Here is a 19863-nt window from a genome sequence, read left to right as displayed (position 1 = left end):
CCGTCCCGGCTTTCAGATTTCCTCGATATCGCCGGGCAGCATAACCTTCCGGCGGCCTGCGACGGACATTCCCAACTGCGCCAACGCTTGAGATTGCAAAGCACGGCTGTCCTCCTCCCATCCGCGCGAGTCGATCACGACCTTGAGGATCAAGGCTTTTCGCCGCGACGACTGCCAGCCATCGGGCGAGGTGACCTTTTCCTCCAAAAAGGCGAGATCAAGCCAAGCGGCTCATCAATGTATGCATTTATGTTATATAGCGAAGGCGAAAGCAATAATTATCCCAATAAATATCGCTATTTTCTGCTAATCCTTTAACTGGCTTGATCAGCGATCCATTCTTAATGTATACATTAACTGACATCAAGGAGGTCGACCGGATGATGCAACTGCCCAATTCCGTCCATTCGCATCTGAGGGAACCGAAAGGTTCCGTATCGACCTTGATGGAGCAGTGGTCGATCGAAGTGACGCCACGCACGGCGGCAAAGATCGACGACTTTCGGGCCATCCTTCCCAAAGGCACGCGTGTTTACATCGCGCACATTGGCGGCACGCCGATTGAGGATATGGTCATGACCGCGCGCCGCATTCACGAGCAGGGGTTTCCTGTCATGCCACATTTTCCGGCACGCAGCATTCCAAACGCTGCAACGCTGGAGGACTGGATTTTCCGCTATCGTGAAGAGGCAGATGTCAAACAGGCACTGCTTCTGGGCGGAAACAACGCAAAGCCGGATGGAGCATTCGAAAGCGCAATCCAGTTGATGGAAACAGGTTTGTTTGACCGTCACGGCTTTAACCGCCTGCACATTGCGGGCCACCCGGAAGGCAGCCGTGACATAGACAAGCAAGGCGGTACGACCAACGTCGATAGCGCACTTGCCTCGAAGCAGGATTTTGCATCCAGAACTGATGCAGAAATGGCTATCGTGACGCAGTTCGCATTTGAAGCGAGCGCTGTGACAAACTGGGCCGAGCGCATTCGCGACATGGGCGTCACCATACCTGTGCATGTGGGAATTGCTGGCCCTGCGAAGCTGAAGACTCTTATTCAGTACGCGGCAACCTGTGGCGTCGGCGCCTCGCTCCAGGTGCTGAAGAAGCGAGCCTTCGATGTAACCCGCCTTCTTATGCCGTATGAGCCAACGGATGTCGTGAGAGATCTTCTGGAATACAAATCAAAGAACCCAGACAGCCTGCTGGAGCAGCTACATGTTTTCCCGTTGGGCGGCATCCCGGCGGCGGTCGAGTGGATGAAACAACATTCTGCTGAGAACGAGCGCCAGCGCGCTGGTTCATTACGATAGATCCAGTCGGTGACGATCCTCTTACCGATCGACCTGGCAGATGAAGGCTCTATGAAGACACGTAACGTTACTCAAATTTCTTCCATGCTCACGCTGAGGAGCTTTTGAATAAGTATCCCAATCGAAGCTTTTTCAAGTTTCATCGGTTGTGTGGCCCGATGGCGTAGATGGTGCCGGAACAACGGCAGCATCCCAACTCATGAGATGGCTTTCGATAGATAAACACAGGCCGTCGCCACAGAGCCGGAGATTTGCGCAGAACCGACGCCACTATTTGGCCCGGCATGCCGTGCCAACCGGGTTACTTCGTCGGCAGGGTCCGGACCGTGAGTTTGTTGCCATCCGGGTCGCGAAGATACGCTACAAACGAACCATTGGTACGTTCCGTGGGAGGGCTTTCTATCGCCGTACCACCGTGTCTGGTACCCGCCTCATGCCATGCCAGAACGTGATCCGGGGTCGAGGCGACGATACCAATCGTTCCGCCGTTCGCTGCGGTCGCTGGATTGCCATCGATCGGGGTCGTAATCATCAGACGGCCACCCTCGTGGATATAGATCAAACGGCCTCTCGCATCTATTTCGCCAGGCTTTCCACCCAAGGCTACAAAAGTCGCGTCATAAAATGACTTGGCTCTCTCCAAGTCGTTACTGCCGATCATGACGTGCGTGAACATGCTTCTTCTCCTGAAGGTATCGATAGTCCGTCGCTCACATGCCTTGTTGAGAGTGTCGTTATTATGATGCAGATCACGACCACGTCCGCGCATTTTACAGAGTCGTAGCTTCTTGTCTGCTCCCATACGAAAACGCCAAGGGCTTTCCTCACAATGAAAGAATTTCTCCACATCGAAGCGGGTTTGAGCGCCGTGACCGGATCTGCTATATTTCAATTCTCACTCAGGGCATTATTCGCAAAGCTAGAGCCGTCGAGACCTCTGAGCAACGCCTCCAGATTTAGCTCCCCGTCACGTGTTTGGGCCCCGGATGCGAGGCCTCCCCGAATGAGCGTTGCAGCCGCAGGCTTTGCGAACAGACCTGCCCAGGCCTCGTGCTCCCGAAGGAAGCCGACACCAAGATCAGGCCCAGGGATTGCCAACTTTGCAGCAGCAATCACACCTTCAGGCAAGGCCGCGAGATTGTGGGCCAACCGACTGATAAAGCTGTCTAGCTGCTCCAAAGGAATGGCTCGGTTTATCCAGCCATACCGCTCTGCGGTTTCGGCATCAATCAAATCCGCTCCAAGAATAATTTCAAGCGCGCGCGCCCTTGTCATTCGGCTTGCCAGGTACTGCGTACCGCCGCCGCCTGGAATGATACCCATGAGCGCCTCGCATTGCGCGAGACCCGCCTTGCCTTCCGCCGCAAAGACCATATCGGCGGCAGTAACGAATTCCGCGCCGCCGCCCCGCGCTATTCCTGCGAGCTTTACGATGGTGACCTGAGGCTGTTCCCGGATCAACTCACCAAGCGCCTGAAATGGGTTCAGTCCTTCGGGTGCTTCGCGAGCAATATCGTCGAATGCATGCGGCTCATCGATGAGTGTCATATCGACATGCGCAATGAAGAAATCAGGATTGGCGCTGTCGAACACCAGCACGAGAATGTCGGAGCGATCGCGCATCGTCAAAAGGACATGGCGCAGTTCTTTCATCAACGCGACATCAAGAACGTTCACCGGCGGATTGTGAATCGTGATCGTTGCCACACCTTTTTCAGAGAACACATTGAGGCGTTCTAACTTCATTTTTCCATCCCTGGCTGTACTGAAAATGAGCCCGCTCAGCGGACTTGCCTGCTCGATACAAGATGGTATTCGTTATATTAGTCGTCAATTACGCACTTGAAACATACCAAGGATGCTGGAGAATACCGATTAGCGACGTAGAGATTGTTTATCGAGCGGACTGTCCAAGCCGCGTGATTCTTGATCAAATTGCTGATAAATGGTCGATGATGGTGTTGGAGGTTTTAAACGAGCCGAAACGCTTCAACGCCATCAAGCGGCAGTTGGACGGCGTCACACAAAGGGTTTTGACACAGACGTTACGCAAGCTGGAACGCAATGGCATGATCACGCGTCGGGTTTTGCCCGGACGCGTGCTTGGGGTAGAATATGCTCTGAGCCCGCTTGGTCAGTCACTGAAAGAGCCCTTTTCGACGCTCTTTCAGTGGACTTTGGCCAACATCGACACCATAGAAGACTGCCAGCGGAAGTTTGACACGCAGCATTCTTACTGACCAAAAGTCGCAGGCGGTCGGACATTTACGGTTCGCGCTTTAGCAAATCGGCTAGGAAAAAAATCTACAGCGTCTGAAACTTAAATGAGCATGTGCGCCTGATCGTTACCGCTTATTTTCTTCCCGAACCATGACCCTGCAAACGGAGGACGCCCTTGATATTCGACGGCAGAATAATCGCGGGCATTACTGTGTTCGTCGCTGTTGCCAAAACAGGCAGCTATGCGAAGGCAGGCGAACAGCTTGGCTTGTCGAGGTCGGGGATTGGAAAAGCGATCGGTCGGCTCGAAGACCGAACCGGCATGCGGCTGTTCGACCGCAACTCACGCGCGATCAAACTGACCGATCAGGGACGGACTTTTCTGGATGAGACAACTCCATTGCTAGAGGCACTGGGACGGACTGCAAGACCCGCGTCGGCAACGAATGTCAGGGGGCGATTGCGCGTATCGACAGACGGCGCGTTGGGTCCTTATCTCTTGATCCCGATCCTGCCTGATTTTCTCGCGGACAACCCTCAGGTAAAGGTCGATTTGTTTGTACGAGACCGGATCGACAATCTACTTTCAGAAGGTGTCGATGCCGCAATCCGGTTCGGAGAGCCCAAATCCAACGATCTCGACAAGCAGCTTCTGCTGACAAGCCGCGTGGTCACCTGCGCAAGTTCGGCCTATATCGAGCGGTTCGGCAGACCGTCTGCTCCTGGTGACATTCTGGGCAATCATCGCTGTATTCGTATGATCGACGCGACAACCGGCAAGCCGTACGCATGGGACTTTGTCAATGCGACAGGGGAACGGCAGTCGATTGCCCCAGATTGTGGCCTAACCCTGAATGATGCGCCGTCACTTGTCGCGGCGGCTCTGAATGGTTACGGCATCGTTCGCCTGCTCGACTTCGTTGCGAAAGATCTCATTCTCAAAGGGGAATTGGTCGAGGTGATGCCGGAGTGGAACCATTTTTACTGGCCGGCTTTCATCTACACGTCTGTCGATGAATACAAATCTCCGGCAGTCGAGGCCTTCAAGCAGTTTGCGCTGTCGCGCTTAAAGCAGCCAGCCGCTAACTGAGCCGAACCAGCACCAAGCACATCTGATTTCGCTGCCACAGGGCGCGACCACCCCTATTGGCCTAGACTTGCCATGCCACTTGCTAAGGCGAGGCGGTGCGAACACGCGACGCACCAAGCGTCCCATGTTTGGTGCGTCGATACTGGCCGTCCGCAATCTTTCTCGCCTTTTCTGTCCGCGTTGTAGCGACAAATTGGCGCGAAACATTCCGGGCCGTTGAGCTATTTCTATCCCCGCACGGCAAGACCTTCGATCCGCATGCCGACGGAGCGAACTACGGAGTTATTGGATGGGATCAATCTTTTCGCACGCACCGTTACCCGAGAGTTCAGCAGCACCGCACTTCTCGTCATCGGTACGTACTGATGCGCCTTTCAAAGTGATCGGTGCGGCAAAATATACCGCAGACCACAAGGTGGACAATCTCACCCATGCCGTCCTCGTATGTAGCCCGATCGCCCGCGGACGCGTCGTGTCAATTGATCTCGACACTGCAATGCAATGCCAGGGTGTCCTGGGTGTTGTCTCACATCTGAACGCAGCGGAATTGCGCGGTGATGCTGCGCCCACTTGGCCAACGACGCCTGAAGAAATACTGCGCCGGCCAGATCATGGCGCAACCCTTACGCTGGCGGATTCGACCATTCGCTATGCAGGCCAGCCAGTCGCAGCCGTTATCGCAGACTCGCTTGAAAACGCAGCCTATGCCGCACACGCGCTCAAGATCGAATATTTTGAAGATCATCTCCAGGTGGGGTTGGAGGCGCATACGCACGAAGCACGCGAACCGCAGACCGGACAAATTCCAGGCGGTGAACCGGCAACGTCCCAGCGCGGCAACGTGGATGAAGCACTCAAAGCCGCATCTGTCATCGTAAGCGAGACTTATAGATCACCCGCCGCCCATCATAATCCGATAGAAGCGCCCGCAACGCTTGCCATGTGGGAAGATGGAAAACTGATCGTCTATGACGCCAATCAGGGTCCTCACATCATCGCCGCTGCCCTCGCAAGCGCATTCGGCCTGGAAAAAGAAAAAGTGCGGGTTGTTTCAAAATTTGTAGGCGGCGCCTTCGGCTGCAAGCTTCAGCTTTGGCCTCACGGATATATCGCGGCGCTCGCATCGCGCCTCGTAGAGCGACCCGTGAAATTGGTTCTGACCCGACCGCAGATGTTCACGGGGGTTGGGCACCGTCCGGAACTGGTTCAGCACGTCGCATTAGGGGCCGATGAAAAAGGCCAGCTTCTGGCCATAAAACATGAGGCTTTCGTTCAAAGCGGAATGATCGATGAATATGTCGAAGGCTGTGTCGGCAGGACGCGTACCCGCTACGGCTGTCCCAATGTTTCCGTCACGACGAAATTGGTACACCTGAATTTCCCCGCTGGCACCTCCATGCGTGCACCGGGAAAAAGTACCGGGTCGTTCGCACTTGAAACCGCTATGGACGAGCTTGCTGTCAGACTGCAGATCGACCCTGTCGATCTTCGCCTGCGAAACTTCGCGTCCGAAGACCCGGATTCAGGCAAACCCTGGTCAAGCACGGCATTGAAGCAGTGCTACGAGGTCGGAGCATCGCGGTTTGGTTGGCGAGCAGGCGCAGAACGTCGCGGTGGACGTGAGGGGCGGCTTCTCATTGGCCATGGCATGGCATCCGGAAGTTATCCGCGATACGCGTCTGCCGCGACCGCGCGGGTCGTGCTTTATCCCTCCGGGCGTGCCGTCATCGCGACCGGACTTTCGGAGATTGGCACGGGAAATACGACGGTGATGCCGCGGATTGTATCGGAGGCATTGGGGATACCAGCCGAAAACGTGGAACTACAGTTCGGGGATACCGACCTGCCCTTCGCCCCGCAAGCCGGTGGGTCACGGATTGTCGCAAGCGTTGGACGAGCAATTCTGCTGGCGTGTGAAGACCTGAAGGCAAAGCTACGGTCTCTCACATCATCCTCGCCGGATGTCGGTAACGACCAACTTCTGGCGGCTCTGTCGAAAACCGGCACCGGATCCATCGAGGGATTTGGCAGTTTTTCACCTGATGGCGCTTTACCGGTGAGCGTCGAAAGCAATGCGGCACATTTTTGCGAGGTGGTTGTCGATCCGGATTTCGGCTCCATTCGGGTCCGACGTTTTGTCAGCGCAATTGATGTCGGTCAGGTCCTCAGCCCGGTAACGGCGAAATCCCAGATCATAGGGGCGGCCACGATGGGGATCGGCCAAGCACTTTGGGAAGCGACACATATCGACGACCGATTCGGCCGATACATCAACACTGACCTTGGCGAATATCTTGTTCCTGTGAACGCCGACATTCCCGACATCGATGTCGCATTTGTCGGGCTCCCCGATCCCGGCACCGGCGTTCTGGGCGCAAAAAGCGCCGGTGAGATCGGGATCGTCGGCGTTGCCGCTGCCATCGCAAATGCCGTTTACGACGCAACCGGCTGCCGGGCGCGCGCCCTTCCTATTCAGTTCGATACGCTCAACGACGAGGGATGATCAATATGAAGCATTATATTCTCTTTATGGAATTCGGTGAGAGCTATGAAGCACGCAGACCCGAGTTTCGGAACGCTCATCTTGAAAAGGCCTGGGCCGCTGTCGACAGGGGCGAACTCATTCTTGCGGGTGCTCTCACGGATCCGCTCGATACCGGCGTTATCCTTTTCAAGGCAGACAGCATCGAAGTCGTTGAGAAATTCGCCAAGGAAGACCCCTACATCAACAATGGACTGGTACGCAGCTGGCGCATCCGGGAATGGGCGACAGTTGTCGGACCCGAAGCATCGTCCATCATTCGGCCTGATGAGTGAGGTTCCGCATGAACCAGGGTTTAAAGGCTGCGACGCATAAGATGGATGTAAGTCTTACCGTGAATGGTGTCGACGTTCTTCTACACGTCGATCCTCGAATGACGTTGCTGGACGCACTGCGAGATATTGTTGGTCTGACCGGGACAAAGAAGGGTTGCGATCAGGGGCAGTGCGGAGCCTGCACGGTACTTGTCGGAGGCCGACGCATAAACAGTTGTCTATCCTTCGTCGTGATGCATGAGGGCGATCATATTACGACGATCGAGGGACTGGGCTCTTTGGATGACCTGCACCCGATGCAGGCGGCATTCGTGAAGCACGATGGTCTTCAATGCGGCTATTGCACACCCGGTCAAATCTGTTCGGCGGTTGGGGCACTCAAAGAACTGCAGCGAGGCGTGCCGAGCCATGTCACGCAGGACATCAACAGTCCTGATGGCTCTGACGAGGAAATCCGTGAGCGTATGAGCGGCAACATCTGTCGATGCGCCGCCTACCCCAACATCGTCGCCGCGATCCGGGAAGTTTTGGAGACGGAACCATGAAATATTTCACCTATGAGCGGGTGTCGAATCCTGCTCAAGCGGTCGAGGCGTTCGCGCGAACACCCGGAGCACGATATATTGCGGGAGGCACAAATCTCATCGATTTGATGAAGCGCAATATAGAAGCGCCTCCACATCTGATCGATGTAAACCGCATCGGTCTTGAACGTATAGAGGACACGGAAGAAGGCGGATTGCGGATTGGCGCTCTTGTTCGCAATACCGATGTCGCCGCCGACGAGCGCGTCCGCACCGGCTATCCCGTTCTGGCGCGCGCTCTGGTATCGGGCGCATCGGGCCAATTGCGAAACAAGGCAACTGTTGGCGGAAATCTGCTTCAACGCACACGATGCATGTATTTCTATTCCGCCGATCTCCCTTGCAACAAGCGGCAGCCAGGGTCCGGATGCGCCGCGCTGGAAGGACTTTCGCGTAATCTTGCCGTCATTGGTGGGAGCGATTCCTGTATTGCGACCCATCCTTCCGATATGGCAGTCGCTCTCAGAGCACTGGATGCGGTTGTCGAGACGTTGAACCCCGACGGTAACGCAAGGGAAATACCCATTGCGGAGCTGCATGTTCTTCCGGGGCAGACACCTCACATTGAGACCGGATTGCGGCCAGGTGAACTGATCACCGCCGTGAAGCTTCCGAAGCCTGTTGGAGGAACTCAGCGTTATCTCAAGCTTCGAGATCGGGCGTCATACGCATTCGCAAATGTGTCGATCGCATTGGTTGCGCATTTCGAAGGATCGAAGCTCACGGCGAGCCGTGTCGCTTTCGGAGGCGTTGCACCCAAACCGTGGCGCGTTGAAATGGCAGAAAACGATATCTCAGCAAGAACGAACCCAGCCGATCATATCGCCGATATCGCGTTTAACGGGGCCATGCCGACGAAACACAACGCATTCAAGTTGCCGCTCGCACGTCGCGCTCTCTCAGTTCTTTTCATAGAAATGCAGCCTCGTCCTGACGAGGTTTAAAAAGGCGTCACTGAACACCGCATCTCGCGGCGCCTGTAGGAATGCTTACACCAGCTGAAACCATACCGGCAGTTGTTGTATGATGAATATGCCTCGATAAAACAGGTATCGCCGTATGCGAATACTGTCCGCCTTCACGTTCACTTTTTCATGACTCTATGATTCCAAAAACGTAGGAGAGACTATGTATAAGATTGCTTTGGCTTGGATCGCCGCTGCCCTTGTATTTTCTGCACCCGTTCAGGCAGCAGACACCGACAAACCGACCATTGTTCTCGTTCACGGCGCTTTCGCCGATGGCGGCAGTTGGAATGGTGTCATCAAGTCTTTGACGAAAGACGGTTTTCGCACAGTGGCCGTCGCCAACCCCTTGCGCGGTGTGAAATCTGACGCCGGATACCTTTCCTCGATTATCGACAGCATCAAAACGCCTGTGGTGCTGGTCGGCCATTCCTACGGCGGCTCGGTCATTTCCGTAGCGGCCGTAGGTCATACAAATGTAAAATCTCTCGTATTTGTTTCTGCCTTTGCACCCGACACCGGTGAGTCAGCCGCAACACTTTCCGGCAAGTACCCCGGGAGTTCGCTGGCATCGGCTCTGGCCGAGCCTGTTGGATTGGCCGGGGGAGGATCGGATCTTTATATCGATCAGAAGAAGTTTCATCAGCAGTTCGCACATGACGTTTCCCGCAACGAAGCGGCGCTGATGGCCGCAACGCAGCGACCTGTAACGAAAGCCGCTCTTGACGAGCCATCAGGCGAGCCTGCCTGGAAAACACTTCCCTCATGGTTCATCTATGGTAGTGGCGACAAGAACATTCCACCAGCGAGCATGAAGTTCATGGCTGATCGCGCCGGCTCCAAACAGACGGTTGTCATCCCCGACGCATCCCACGTTGTGATGGTTTCTCATCCGAAAGCGGTTGCAGACCTGATCAAAAAAGCTGCGAAGTAACAATTGCATCGAGACGCGCGAGGCAATTCGTGTGTCCCGATAGTTCTAAGAACCAGCGTCGTACGCATGCACGAAGCGCGAATTGTTGGAAGGTTCTTTACATGACCACAAAAAACGCACTCTCGGTTGGATTTCTTCTTTTCCCGCAATTGACCCAGCTCGACCTTACCGGACCTTACGAGGTCTTTGCGCGAGCTCCAGATGTGACCGTTCATCTCATTTGGAAAAATCGTGAACCCGTCCTGTCGGACTCGAATTTGGCGATTGTACCCACCACGACATTTGCCGAATGCCCACCCATCGACATCATATGCGTGCCCGGTGGACCGGGCCAGGTCGATCTGATGGAAGACCAGGAAACATTGGCTTTCCTGAAGCGCGTTGCGAACACCGCAAAACTCGTAACGTCCGTCTGCACAGGCTCACTGGTCCTTGGCGCTGCCGGGCTGTTGAAAGGCTATCGTGCAACATCGCACTGGTCTTCGATTGATCAGCTATCGCTGCTGGGTGCGGAGCCTGTGCACGAGCGCGTCGTATGGGACAGAAACCGCGTCACTGGCGCCGGGGTTACGTCAGGCATTGATTTCGCCTTGACCGTCGTCGCGGATCTTTATGGCAGCGATATTGCACAGGGGATTCAGCTCGCGCTCGAGTATGATCCAAAGCCGCCATTCAAGACAGGATCGCCTGCCGAGGCACCCGAAGCTTTGGTAGAGGCCGCCAGAAGCGCCATGGTGGCGCCGCTTGCCAGAAGACGCGCTGTCACAGAACGGGCAGCAAAAGGCCTGCTTTGAGCAGGTGAGCGAAAACCCGAAAAGCCAGCGAGTGCTTTGTAAAGCAAACACCCGGAATTTGGCACATCTGCGAAAGAGTTGAATCTGATGGAAACCCGGCAGCAACGCTTCGATCCAGAGAGTTTGCTCTCATCCGAGTCCCAGCCATGTACCCTGATGCAGTCCAGCAGAACGCTGGATTGGTCCGATCTTTTGCTCGATATCCAGCGAGGGTATGGGCAGTCGAGCATCTTCGAGACACACAGCACCGGCGACATCTCGCTGGTGGTCAAGCTTAAAGGTTGCTCGTCCGTGAAGGTTCTGACGCATGGACGATGGCAGCATGCATTTTACGAGGTCGGATGCGGCGGTCTCACGGCCAGACACCAGACCAATCGGCTACAATTTGAGGTTCAAAAAAGTGATCCTTTCGCGGAAACGGCTCATCTCTATCTCGCTCAAATCGTCCTTGACGAGGTTGCAGAAGATTATCGTCGCATCGGTGCTCGCGACATCGATAGACACCTGAATGCATTGGTGTTCTCCGACGAAACGATTTTCCACACGACATTGGCACTCACACGCGCCCTTACCGCTGGTGCGCCAAGTCTTTATGCCGAACAAACCGTCAGTTTTCTGAGTGCCCATCTGCTTTCGCAGCATGCCGCGTGGTGGAACCCTGACAATGATGGCCGTACGAGCCACCAGCTTACGGACCGTCGTCTAAGACGGGCAGTGGAATACATGTCCGTCTCATTGGACTTGCCACTAACGCTTCACGACATCGCGGCCGAGGCGGGTCTGAGTAAACATCACTTCCTGCGTGAGTTCCGCGCGGTGACAGGTTCGACACCGTTCAAATACTTGCAAAAATTGCGACTGGAGACGGCGCGACGGCTACTGCGGACGTCGCAGCTTCCTGTCGCCGAAATCGGTTATCGATGCGGGTTCACGCGTGCCAGCAATTTCTCAACGGTCTTCACCAATCATTTTGGAGCGACCCCGACCGTCTACAGATCGACTGCAGGATAGACCGTGAGAAGCGCCTCTCCGGTGCGCGGCAAACACCGACCGGATTGTAAGTTTGCGCAATCCAACAACCTTAAACCCACAGCAGTTGGGGACTTTCGTCATATTGCTAATTGATTTCGCAGGATCGGCAAATGGCAGAAACAGACTGGAAGACCAGACGGTCGCAGATAATGATGGGCAGTTCGCAGTCATATTCTTTGGAGCTCGATGATGGCCCGTGCACAACACCAGCTAAAGCCCGATGAAGACGCTTCGCAAAATGCTCTTCAGGGAATAGCGGACAGTTTCATTGAATGGCCACGGGCGCCTACTCTTCGGTGTCCGGATGCGTGTGGACTTGAATTCGAGCATGTTTGGTTTCCGTCTGAGGACGGACTTCCGCTTCAAGGCTGGTTCATTCCCGCCTCAGGATCCAGAAAGATCATTATCGCCAACCATCCACGTTGGCTAGATCGCTCTGATATACCGCCTCATTTGATACCCTTGTTCGGCAGCCGGACGGCTAAAGGCCCTGAGAGCGATTTCATTGCAGACTATAAAATTCTGCACGATGCCGGATACAATATCCTTGCCTACGATCTGCGAAATTTCGGGCCAGTCGGGGCAGTCAATGGCAGCGTCTTTTCTGGTGGCCGCCATGAATCGCGAGACGTGATCGGAGCGCTACGTTATGTCCGCAGCCGCCGCGATTTGCGTCATATGTCGATGGGACTGTTCAGTCGCTGTATCGGTGCAAACGCGACACTCTTTGCTATGACGCGCAGACCAGATGTGTTTGTCGACGTTCGTTTTATGGTTTGCGCTCAGCCATTTTTCATCGAGGCGGTGCTGGACCGGGCGTTCGAGAGGCTAGGCATTCCGCATTGCTGTTTCGATGATCTTGATAACCGGGTCTTTCTGAATACCGGTTTTAAAATTGCGCAATTCAGCCCAGTCCCGTGGGCGAAAAGCGTGGCTATTCCCGCATTACTCTATCAGGCAACGGGCGATTGCAGCAGCAACCCGGACGACATTCAGACTGCTTACGACGCCATACCCTGCCCTCAAAAAAAGCTGGTCCGCATCGACGGCAAGAACGGCTCTTCGGACGGATACGCCTACTTCCAGAGACAGCCAAACGAGATTCTGTCGTGGTGTGAGGAACACATGACCTGACGTCACCTGAGGAGATCGTCACCAGATGCCCACTCGTAGTTCCGGGTCGGATCTGAAGATACGACGATCGCAAGCAATTATTCGCTGAGTTCGTCAAGACACATCAGGAGAAGCAATCGTGCCACAGAATATAGAAGCAGACGGAAATCAGGAGTTTGGTTTCACCCGCAGGGAAGTTGTGATCGGGGCGGTTGGCTTCGGCGTTTCCGAATTCACATGGGGATCGATTTCTACAGCGGCGGCGCAACAACCGACCACTGGAACAATCGATTATCTTGATCGGGTGCCGGTTTCAATGAGGGTCAACGGTCAGGAGGTGGCCGAAACACTCGATCCCCGGACCTCGTTGCTGGATTTTCTGCGCGAAACAAGAGGTCTCTTTGGCACAAAGAAAGGCTGCGACCATGGCCAATGCGGGGCCTGTACGGTTCACGTCGATGGCGCACGCGTCGCATCTTGCCTCACACCAGTCGTGCAATGCGAGAAACGCTTGGTTGAGACAATCGAAAGCATCGCACGCGAAGGCCAATTGCATGCGATGCAGCAGGCTTTCATCGATCATGACGCCATGCAGTGCGGCTATTGTACACCGGGTCAGATCATGGCTGCGATAGCATGTGTGCGGGAGGGCCATGCCGGATCTCGCGCGGAAATCAAGGAATTCATGAGCGGCAATCTCTGTCGATGCGGTGCGTATGAAAACATCGTCAGCGCAATCGAAGATGCCCGCACGAAGATGGAGAGCTGAACATGCATCCTTTCTCCTATTTTCGGGCCAGCGGTGCTGATGATGTCAATAAGGCGCTTCGCGATGGGGGAACACGCATCCTCGCAGGCGGCACCACCCTCTACGATTTGATGAAATTGGATGTCGAAAATCCTGCGAAGGTTGTCGATATCAGCGGACTTGCCCCCCAGCCGATCCGCGTCGAAAACGACACGCTGATACTGGATTCACTGCTCCGTATGAGCCAGGCCGCCGAGAACGAGACGCTTCGTCTGCGGTCCCCTGCCCTGCGAGAAGCACTCATGTTGGCAGCCTCGCAGCAGCTGCGGAATATGGCAACCCTCGGCGGCAATCTGCTCCAAAGAACCCGCTGTAGCTACTTTCGCCATGGTGAACCTTATGCGTGCAACAAGCGCCAGCCGGCATCTGGTTGCGCGGCGCTTGAGGGTCTGAATAGAAACCACGCGCTTTTCGGCGGATCGATTGCATGTATAGCCGTTTATCCCGGTGACTTCGCAACGGCACTGGCCGCTTTCGACGCGAGGGTCGAAATTACAGGTCCCTCTGGCGTAAGGGAGCTGGATCTTGTCGATCTTCACCGGGAGCCTGGCGAAACTCCCCATATGGAGACCCATCTGCGCCCGGACGAGTTCATCAAAGCGATACATGTACCGCTGACGAAAGCCGCCCGCTCCTCCACTTACGTCAAAATCCGTGATCGCGAGTCCTATGCCTTCGCCCTCGTTTCGGCAGCGGTAGGCATAGAAATGGAGGAAGAGATTGTTCGGGATGTGCGCATCGCGCTGGGAGGCGTGGCTACCCGACCATGGCGATCGGCAGCCGCAGAACAAGCACTCATCGGTCGTCCCTTGAATGACGATACAGCACATGCAGCCGGTCGTGCAGCATTCGTCGGCGCCTCAACCACCCGCCACAACGCCTTCAAGACCGAGCTTGGGGCACGGGTCGTTGCCGATGCCCTCATGATTGCAAAAACGAGGATCTGAAACATGGCAGACACGCAGTTTCCCAATATCGTTCGCGTCGATGCACATGCCAAAGTCATGGGCGCTCCGATCTACGCTGCCGACATGCGAAGCGAGGGGCAGTTGCATGCCGTCTTCGCAGTTGCAACTGTTGCAAAGGGTAAGATCTCCGAGATCGACGTTTCAGCGGCCCGTGCTCTGGCACGTGTAAAGATGGTGGTCACGCACAAGGATGTTCAGGACCTGAAGCCCGCTGGTTTTCTCCTGGGTGGTGGCTATGCCTTCCAGAGCCTCAATCCCTTGGCGAGCGAAGTGATCGCGCATCGTGGCCAGCCGATCGCCATGGTGGTAGCCGAAACGCTGGAGGTTGCTCTGCATGCACGCACTCTGATCCGCGTCGTGTACGAGAAGGAGCCTTTCGCCTCGTCGATCTCAAGCAGTGGAACAAACACCATTGCGCAGGCAGAGTCTCCACTGCCGCAACAGCTCTTTGCCGATACTGTCGCCGGAGATGCCGTGACCGCCCTGGCAAGCGCTGTTGAAGTTGTCGATGCGAGCTTCTACAGCCCCCCTCAACATCAAAATCCCATAGAGCTGGTTGCAACTGTTGCGACCTGGGAAGATGACAAGCTCATCATTCATGAAGGCACGCAAAATGCTGGCGCGATAAAATTCGGCGTAGCGCAAAGCCTCGGGATTCCTCCGGAGAACGTAACGGTCATTTCTCCACATGCCGGCGGAGGATTTGGACAGAAGAACTCCATGCAGATGCAGACGACCCTTGTGGCATGGGCCGCACGGGAGCTCGGCGCATCGGTCAAAATGGTGGTTCCCCGTGACCAGCTTTTTACCAATGCGAGCTTCCGTCCTGAATCACGTCACAGAGTTCGGCTCGGTGCGGATAAGGATGGCCGCATTACCTCGGCTCTCTACGATGTCGATGCCCAAAGCTCACGGCATGACCTTTTCCCGTTGGACTATACGAGCGCAGCGGCACGGCTCTACGGGATACCGAATTTCAAGGGCTTCCAGAGGATCGTGCAGACGGATGTGCAAACGCCGGGATATATGCGGGCACCATATGAGCACTTCGCATCCTTTGCTCTCGACACAGCCGTCGATGAGATGGCGGCGCGGTTCGAACGTGATCCGGTGGAATACAGGCTATCGCTGGATACGGACAAAGATCCGGTTTCCGGCCTGCCTCTCTCCTCACGTTTCCTCAACGAATGCCTTACGCGTGGAGCGCAACGGTTCGGATGGTCATCGCGCAACCCGAAGCCAGGCTCCATGATAGCGGAAAACGGTGATCTGATCGGCATGGGTGTGGGGTGCGGGTGTTATAAGGCCGCCACCGCGGCTGCGGTGGCAACACTGAAAATGTCGCGGGATGGTGATGTCACGGTCTCGGTCGGTGTGCACGAGATGGGCCAGGGCATTCGAACCGCCTTGGCAAATGCAGTTGCCCGGAAACTTGGCATCGATCCTGCCAAGGTGGATGCCGTCATTGGCGACACGCGTGGCGCGCCCCAGCATCTGACCGCAGGTTCGTGGGGAACGGCGACGGCAGTTCCAGCGGCTGAGCAAGCAGCCGAAAAGCTTCTTGTGGAACTCGGACCCAATCCGCAATCGGCCATCGCAAAACAGGGCTTGGACAGCTATGAAGTCCGCATCGAAAGGCGCGCACCGGGGCAGCCCGCACAACTCGCCGAAGCGCTTCACTCCGGACGTCCTGCACCATGGGGGCCGATCTATGGTGAGTTCATAAGCTATAGTTACATCGCCCATTTCGTTGAAGTTCGCGTCGAGCCGACAACGCGGCGGATCCGCGTTGCGCGTGTCGTAAGCGTGGCTGATTGCGGTCGCGTGATAAGCCCGCGTACGGCCGAGAGCCAGGTCAAAGGGGGCGTTGTCTGGGGCATCGGAGCGGCGTTACGGGAAGCAACTGAAGTTGATCCGCGTTATGGCGGTTTCCTGAACACCGATATCGCCGAATACATCGTTCCCGTGAACGCTGACATCGGTCGCACGGAAGTCGAGTTCATTGACCGCCCAGATCCCCTTATCAACAGCACTGGTATCAAAGGTCTCGGCGAGGTCGTCATGACAGGCGTGGCTGCGGCGATTGCCAATGCGGTCTGGCATGCAACAGGACGTCGGCTCCGCACATTACCGATCAGAGTGGAAGACGTCCTTGCATAGCGGCGTCTGTGAAAGCATGGCCTGCCATATGGGATAACTGATCAAAAACCCTCCAGGGCGCACGATGCTCTTTCATTGGATGCGCCCAATACCCGAAAATCTATCGCCAAGAAAATTTGGTGACAACAGGTCAGAGCATGGACGCCAGCCCACAGGCCGACGCCATGCTGCTGAAGCAAGACTATCCAGGAGTGAATATGACTACAGGTGCAGAGCGCCTTCTGCAGGTGCTTTCAGACTCAGGCGTCAAATATATATTTGGTAACCCTGGAACGACAGAAATGCCCATCATGCATGCCCTTCGGCAGTTTCCCGAGATGACATATGTTCTTGGGCTTCAAGAAACGGCGGTCGTTGCCATGGCGGACGGATACGCCAAATCGAGTGGTAGTGCAGCATTCGTCAATCTTCATACGGCGGGTGGCCTCGGGCATGCCATGGGCGCTCTTCTTCATTCTCAAATCGCCAAGACGCCTATGGTCGTCACGGTTGGCCAGCAGGATACCAGACACAGCTTCAGCGATCCCCTTCTCTATGGCAACGCGGTCGGGATGGCGGCTCCCGTCGTGAAATGGGCACGGGAAGTGCTCCATCCGCATCAAATTGCGCCTCTTCTCCGGCGAGGGCTGGAAGCGACAATAACGCCGCCTCTTGGCCCCGTATTTCTGTCTCTACCTATTGACGTGCTGACGGGAGAGACGACTGATCTCGTAGAAAAGCCTTCCACCGTAAACCGAACCGCGGCTGCCGGTGGCTTGAAAGATCTGGCTCTTGCTTTGATGGAGATACAGCCGGAACGCCTGGGGATTATTGCGACAGACGAAGTGAATGCCGGTGACGCGATCGCGGAACTTGTCAACGTCGTCGATCTTCTTGGCGCGCGAGTCTATGGCCCGTCATGGCCAGGTGGAATGTCATTTCCTGCCTCACACCCCCTATGGAAAGGCAACCTTCCAACGACGGCTTTGGAAATGCGCTCCGTGCTCTCCGACCTGGACGCCGTTTTTGTTATCGGCGACAATCCGTTCATATCCTATCTCTACAGCGATGGTCCGGCCCTGCCGCAGGGCTGCCGTCTCTATCAGATCACCCATGATGGAAACGAGGCGGGTCGCACGTACCCGACGGAACTTGCATGTGTCGGTAACCTGAAAACATCGCTGCACGCTCTCGGTCTTCTGCTTGTCGATGCAAGCGGCCATCATGAGCAAGCCCGTGCAGCCCACCGATCGCTTGCTTCGGCCGAGAGAGAAGTGCGATTGTCTTGTCTGGAGGCACAGCTTGAAGAGCAAAAGCAACGAACACCGATCACTCCCTTCGTGGCCGCTGGCGAGGTATTAAACGCGCTGAACACAGACGTGATCGTCGTCGATGAAGCGCCAGCGACCATGCTGCACGTGAGATCGTTTCTCGAAAAAATCGATGTGCGCCGATACTTGTTCATGCGAAGTGCCATTCTCGGATGGGGTCTTCCAGCCGCCGTGGGAGCGGCTCTGGGATCGCCCGGCTCGCCTGTCGTTGCCCTCCTGGGAGACGGTTCGGCTCTCTATGCGCCACAGGCTCTGTGGACTGCAGCCAGACTGGGCGTGCCCGTCACATTCGTCATTATGAACAACGCGGAATACAATATTCTCAAACGATACTCTGTCGCTCAAGGCTATGAGACAGGAGGAAATTCCACGATTGCAGGCATGGAGCTTGATAAGCCATACATAGACTTTCAAGCGCTTGCGACGGCTTTCGGCATCACTGCCCGCCGGGTGTATCCAGCAGATGAAATTCACTCAGCAATCCAAGAGGGCGTGTCATCGGGTCGACCGAACCTGATTGAAATCGTGATTTCGACATCTTGATCGAACCTCATTACCAACCTTCAACCAGTGTTCGAACCGGACTGACGATAAAAAGATCGATACCATGATGAAAAATGAAAATGACGCGCCGGATCCGTTTGACGTAATCGTCGTCGGTGCTGGCATTGCCGGGCTCGCACTGACCCGTGAACTGTATCGGCGCGATATCAAAGTCGTAGCGCTTGAACGCCGTATGGATCTGGTCGACTCCGGACTAGCCATTAATCTTCCCGGCAACGCTATCGCTGCGCTCAACAGGCTTGGTCTCGGGAATGACCTGAAGCAGGTTGGAAATCCCATTACGCGTCGCGAGTATCGATCTTCCGGCGCACGCCTGCTCTTCAAAGTAGACGAAGTCGACTTCTGGGGATCTGATAATGCCCCACGCTGCATGCGACGGTCGGACCTAGCCGCGCTGTTGATGAAAGACGTTCCGGCATATCTGACCCGTTATCAAAGCGCCGTTACATCGGCGACTGCCTCCGGCAATGCCGCGACAGTCACAACATCGGACGGTCAAAGGCTCCAAGCCAGCTACCTTGTAGGAGCAGATGGCGTTCACTCCATTGTTCGCAAGTTATGTTTTCAAGGGGGTTCAGCCTCATTCTCGCAACTGGCACAAAGGAGCTGGCGGTTCATCGGCCCTAACCCTGGCGTAGATTGCTGGACCGTGTGGATGGGACAGCACGCGATCGTGTTGCTCATCCCGCTCGGGCCTGATGAAGTTTATGGCTGGGCGACTGTCACAAATGATAAGAGTTCTGCCCAAGATCCCAGGATTTTGCTGCAGCATATGGCCGGCTTCACTAGCGAACCGCGGCGGGCCGTCGAAGAAGCACTGTCGACGCCGGATCGACTGTTCACATCACCTTTGCACGAAATCCGCCTTTCGGATTGGAGTTGCAACCGGGCGATCCTCATCGGCGATGCCGCGCATGCGACTGCTCCCGTTTGGGCGCAGGGTGCGGCCTTGGCACTGGAAGACAGTATCGTGCTTGCGGATCTCATATCAGGCAATGCCGATCCGCAAAGCCTGGGAGAACAGTTTACGCGTCAAAGACGCGATCGAGTGCGGCACGTGCAAGCCATGACAGACCGTGCCGCAAAAGTATCTCGGTTGCCAGCACCTGTCCGAAATCTTCTCATGCCGCTACTCGGACCTTTGAGCTACAAGAACACGTACGGGCCTCTCAGGACGACATAACGCAGCAAACG

General features: G+C 55.6%; 19 protein-coding genes. 16 read left to right on the top strand and 3 right to left on the bottom strand.

Translation table 11 applies throughout. The annotated features are described in order from the left end of the window. Nucleotides 1-12 precede the first annotated feature (12 nt). Nucleotides 13-207 (bottom strand): hypothetical protein, encoded by a 195-nt coding sequence (locus ASF29_RS08650; protein ID WP_062450279.1) that lies wholly within the window; start codon nucleotides 205-207, stop codon nucleotides 13-15. Nucleotides 208-323: 116 nt separating this feature from the next. Here ASF29_RS08650 and ASF29_RS08645 point away from each other — a divergent pair, with 116 nt between their 5' ends. Further along, a complete protein-coding gene (locus ASF29_RS08645) occupies nucleotides 324-1310 on the top strand; it encodes a methylenetetrahydrofolate reductase (RefSeq protein WP_244473522.1) in 987 nt (328 codons plus the stop codon). A 301-nt stretch (nucleotides 1311-1611) separates the two neighbouring features. Here the strand turns inward: ASF29_RS08645 and ASF29_RS08640 are convergent, their stop codons facing one another. After that, nucleotides 1612-1986 (bottom strand): VOC family protein, encoded by a 375-nt coding sequence (locus ASF29_RS08640; protein ID WP_062450277.1) that lies wholly within the window; start codon nucleotides 1984-1986, stop codon nucleotides 1612-1614. A 212-nt stretch (nucleotides 1987-2198) separates the two neighbouring features. Continuing rightward, nucleotides 2199-3056 (bottom strand): enoyl-CoA hydratase/isomerase family protein, encoded by an 858-nt coding sequence (locus tag ASF29_RS08635; protein WP_062450276.1) that lies wholly within the window; start codon nucleotides 3054-3056, stop codon nucleotides 2199-2201. 62 nt (nucleotides 3057-3118) lie between these two features. On the opposite strand from ASF29_RS08635, the gene ASF29_RS08630 reads away from it, so the two are divergent. The 15 genes from ASF29_RS08630 to ASF29_RS08560 all read left to right on the top strand — a co-directional run bounded on the left by ASF29_RS08630 (nucleotide 3119) and on the right by ASF29_RS08560 (nucleotide 19852). Next, the gene (locus tag ASF29_RS08630) at nucleotides 3119-3550 is read left to right on the top strand and encodes a helix-turn-helix domain-containing protein (protein WP_082453432.1); all 432 of its coding nucleotides are present in this window, start codon (nucleotides 3119-3121) and stop codon (nucleotides 3548-3550) included. Between the two features lie 155 nt (nucleotides 3551-3705). Further along, on the top strand, nucleotides 3706-4620 hold the full coding sequence (locus tag ASF29_RS08625) for a LysR family transcriptional regulator (protein WP_062450275.1): 915 nt from the start codon (nucleotides 3706-3708) through the stop codon (nucleotides 4618-4620). A gap of 289 nt (nucleotides 4621-4909) precedes the next feature. Beyond that, nucleotides 4910-7123 (top strand): xanthine dehydrogenase family protein molybdopterin-binding subunit, encoded by a 2214-nt coding sequence (locus ASF29_RS08620; RefSeq protein ID WP_082453427.1) that lies wholly within the window; start codon nucleotides 4910-4912, stop codon nucleotides 7121-7123. A gap of 5 nt (nucleotides 7124-7128) precedes the next feature. Beyond that, nucleotides 7129-7437: a YciI-like protein gene (locus ASF29_RS08615; protein WP_062450333.1), complete on the top strand. Its 309-nt coding sequence runs from the start codon at nucleotides 7129-7131 to the stop codon at nucleotides 7435-7437. 8 nt (nucleotides 7438-7445) lie between these two features. Continuing rightward, nucleotides 7446-7982, top strand: coding sequence for a 2Fe-2S iron-sulfur cluster-binding protein (locus ASF29_RS08610; RefSeq protein WP_062450273.1), 537 nt, complete (start codon nucleotides 7446-7448; stop codon nucleotides 7980-7982). Next, nucleotides 7979-8965 (top strand): xanthine dehydrogenase family protein subunit M, encoded by a 987-nt coding sequence (locus ASF29_RS08605; RefSeq protein WP_062450272.1) that lies wholly within the window; start codon nucleotides 7979-7981, stop codon nucleotides 8963-8965. The genes ASF29_RS08610 and ASF29_RS08605 overlap by 4 nt, the downstream gene beginning before the upstream one ends. A gap of 184 nt (nucleotides 8966-9149) precedes the next feature. Next, a complete protein-coding gene (locus ASF29_RS08600; RefSeq protein ID WP_062450271.1) occupies nucleotides 9150-9920 on the top strand; it encodes an alpha/beta hydrolase in 771 nt (256 codons plus the stop codon). Nucleotides 9921-10021: 101 nt separating this feature from the next. Further along, nucleotides 10022-10714: a DJ-1/PfpI family protein gene (locus ASF29_RS08595; protein ID WP_062450270.1), complete on the top strand. Its 693-nt coding sequence runs from the start codon at nucleotides 10022-10024 to the stop codon at nucleotides 10712-10714. Nucleotides 10715-10801: 87 nt separating this feature from the next. After that, nucleotides 10802-11725, top strand: a complete 924-nt coding sequence (locus ASF29_RS08590; protein WP_062450269.1) for a helix-turn-helix domain-containing protein — start codon at nucleotides 10802-10804, stop codon at nucleotides 11723-11725. Between the two features lie 210 nt (nucleotides 11726-11935). Further along, nucleotides 11936-12880: a hypothetical protein gene (locus ASF29_RS24885; protein ID WP_062450268.1), complete on the top strand. Its 945-nt coding sequence runs from the start codon at nucleotides 11936-11938 to the stop codon at nucleotides 12878-12880. Between the two features lie 118 nt (nucleotides 12881-12998). After that, entirely contained in the window at nucleotides 12999-13628 is a 630-nt protein-coding gene (locus tag ASF29_RS08580; RefSeq protein ID WP_244473521.1) for a (2Fe-2S)-binding protein, read from the top strand. Nucleotides 13629-13630: 2 nt separating this feature from the next. Beyond that, complete coding sequence (locus ASF29_RS08575) at nucleotides 13631-14614, top strand: xanthine dehydrogenase family protein subunit M (RefSeq protein WP_062450267.1); 984 nt, start codon at nucleotides 13631-13633, stop codon at nucleotides 14612-14614. Between the two features lie 3 nt (nucleotides 14615-14617). Then, nucleotides 14618-16795, top strand: a complete 2178-nt coding sequence (locus tag ASF29_RS08570) for a xanthine dehydrogenase family protein molybdopterin-binding subunit (RefSeq protein ID WP_062450266.1) — start codon at nucleotides 14618-14620, stop codon at nucleotides 16793-16795. A 197-nt stretch (nucleotides 16796-16992) separates the two neighbouring features. Next, the gene (locus tag ASF29_RS08565) at nucleotides 16993-18648 is read left to right on the top strand and encodes a thiamine pyrophosphate-dependent enzyme (protein WP_200925524.1); all 1656 of its coding nucleotides are present in this window, start codon (nucleotides 16993-16995) and stop codon (nucleotides 18646-18648) included. A gap of 64 nt (nucleotides 18649-18712) precedes the next feature. Then, a complete protein-coding gene (locus tag ASF29_RS08560) occupies nucleotides 18713-19852 on the top strand; it encodes an FAD-dependent monooxygenase (RefSeq protein WP_062450265.1) in 1140 nt (379 codons plus the stop codon). Nucleotides 19853-19863: the final 11 nt, after the last annotated feature.

The organism is Rhizobium sp. Leaf262, from assembly GCF_001422245.1.
Lineage (GTDB): Bacteria > Pseudomonadota > Alphaproteobacteria > Rhizobiales > Rhizobiaceae > Agrobacterium.
This window is presented reverse-complemented; position numbering and strand designations above follow the sequence as displayed.

Coding starts and splice junctions, on each gene's coding strand:
- ASF29_RS08640 (WP_062450277.1), bottom strand. CDS start 1,986: ATGTTCACGCACGTCATGATCGGCAGTAACGACTTGGAGAGAGCCAAG.
- ASF29_RS08635 (WP_062450276.1), bottom strand. CDS start 3,056: ATGAAGTTAGAACGCCTCAATGTGTTCTCTGAAAAAGGTGTGGCAACG.
- ASF29_RS08630 (WP_082453432.1), top strand. CDS start 3,119: ATGGTATTCGTTATATTAGTCGTCAATTACGCACTTGAAACATACCAA.
- ASF29_RS08620 (WP_082453427.1), top strand. CDS start 4,910: ATGGGATCAATCTTTTCGCACGCACCGTTACCCGAGAGTTCAGCAGCA.
- ASF29_RS08615 (WP_062450333.1), top strand. CDS start 7,129: ATGAAGCATTATATTCTCTTTATGGAATTCGGTGAGAGCTATGAAGCA.
- ASF29_RS08610 (WP_062450273.1), top strand. CDS start 7,446: ATGAACCAGGGTTTAAAGGCTGCGACGCATAAGATGGATGTAAGTCTT.
- ASF29_RS08605 (WP_062450272.1), top strand. CDS start 7,979: ATGAAATATTTCACCTATGAGCGGGTGTCGAATCCTGCTCAAGCGGTC.
- ASF29_RS08600 (WP_062450271.1), top strand. CDS start 9,150: ATGTATAAGATTGCTTTGGCTTGGATCGCCGCTGCCCTTGTATTTTCT.
- ASF29_RS08595 (WP_062450270.1), top strand. CDS start 10,022: ATGACCACAAAAAACGCACTCTCGGTTGGATTTCTTCTTTTCCCGCAA.
- ASF29_RS08590 (WP_062450269.1), top strand. CDS start 10,802: ATGGAAACCCGGCAGCAACGCTTCGATCCAGAGAGTTTGCTCTCATCC.
- ASF29_RS24885 (WP_062450268.1), top strand. CDS start 11,936: ATGGCCCGTGCACAACACCAGCTAAAGCCCGATGAAGACGCTTCGCAA.
- ASF29_RS08575 (WP_062450267.1), top strand. CDS start 13,631: ATGCATCCTTTCTCCTATTTTCGGGCCAGCGGTGCTGATGATGTCAAT.
- ASF29_RS08570 (WP_062450266.1), top strand. CDS start 14,618: ATGGCAGACACGCAGTTTCCCAATATCGTTCGCGTCGATGCACATGCC.
- ASF29_RS08565 (WP_200925524.1), top strand. CDS start 16,993: ATGACTACAGGTGCAGAGCGCCTTCTGCAGGTGCTTTCAGACTCAGGC.
- ASF29_RS08560 (WP_062450265.1), top strand. CDS start 18,713: ATGATGAAAAATGAAAATGACGCGCCGGATCCGTTTGACGTAATCGTC.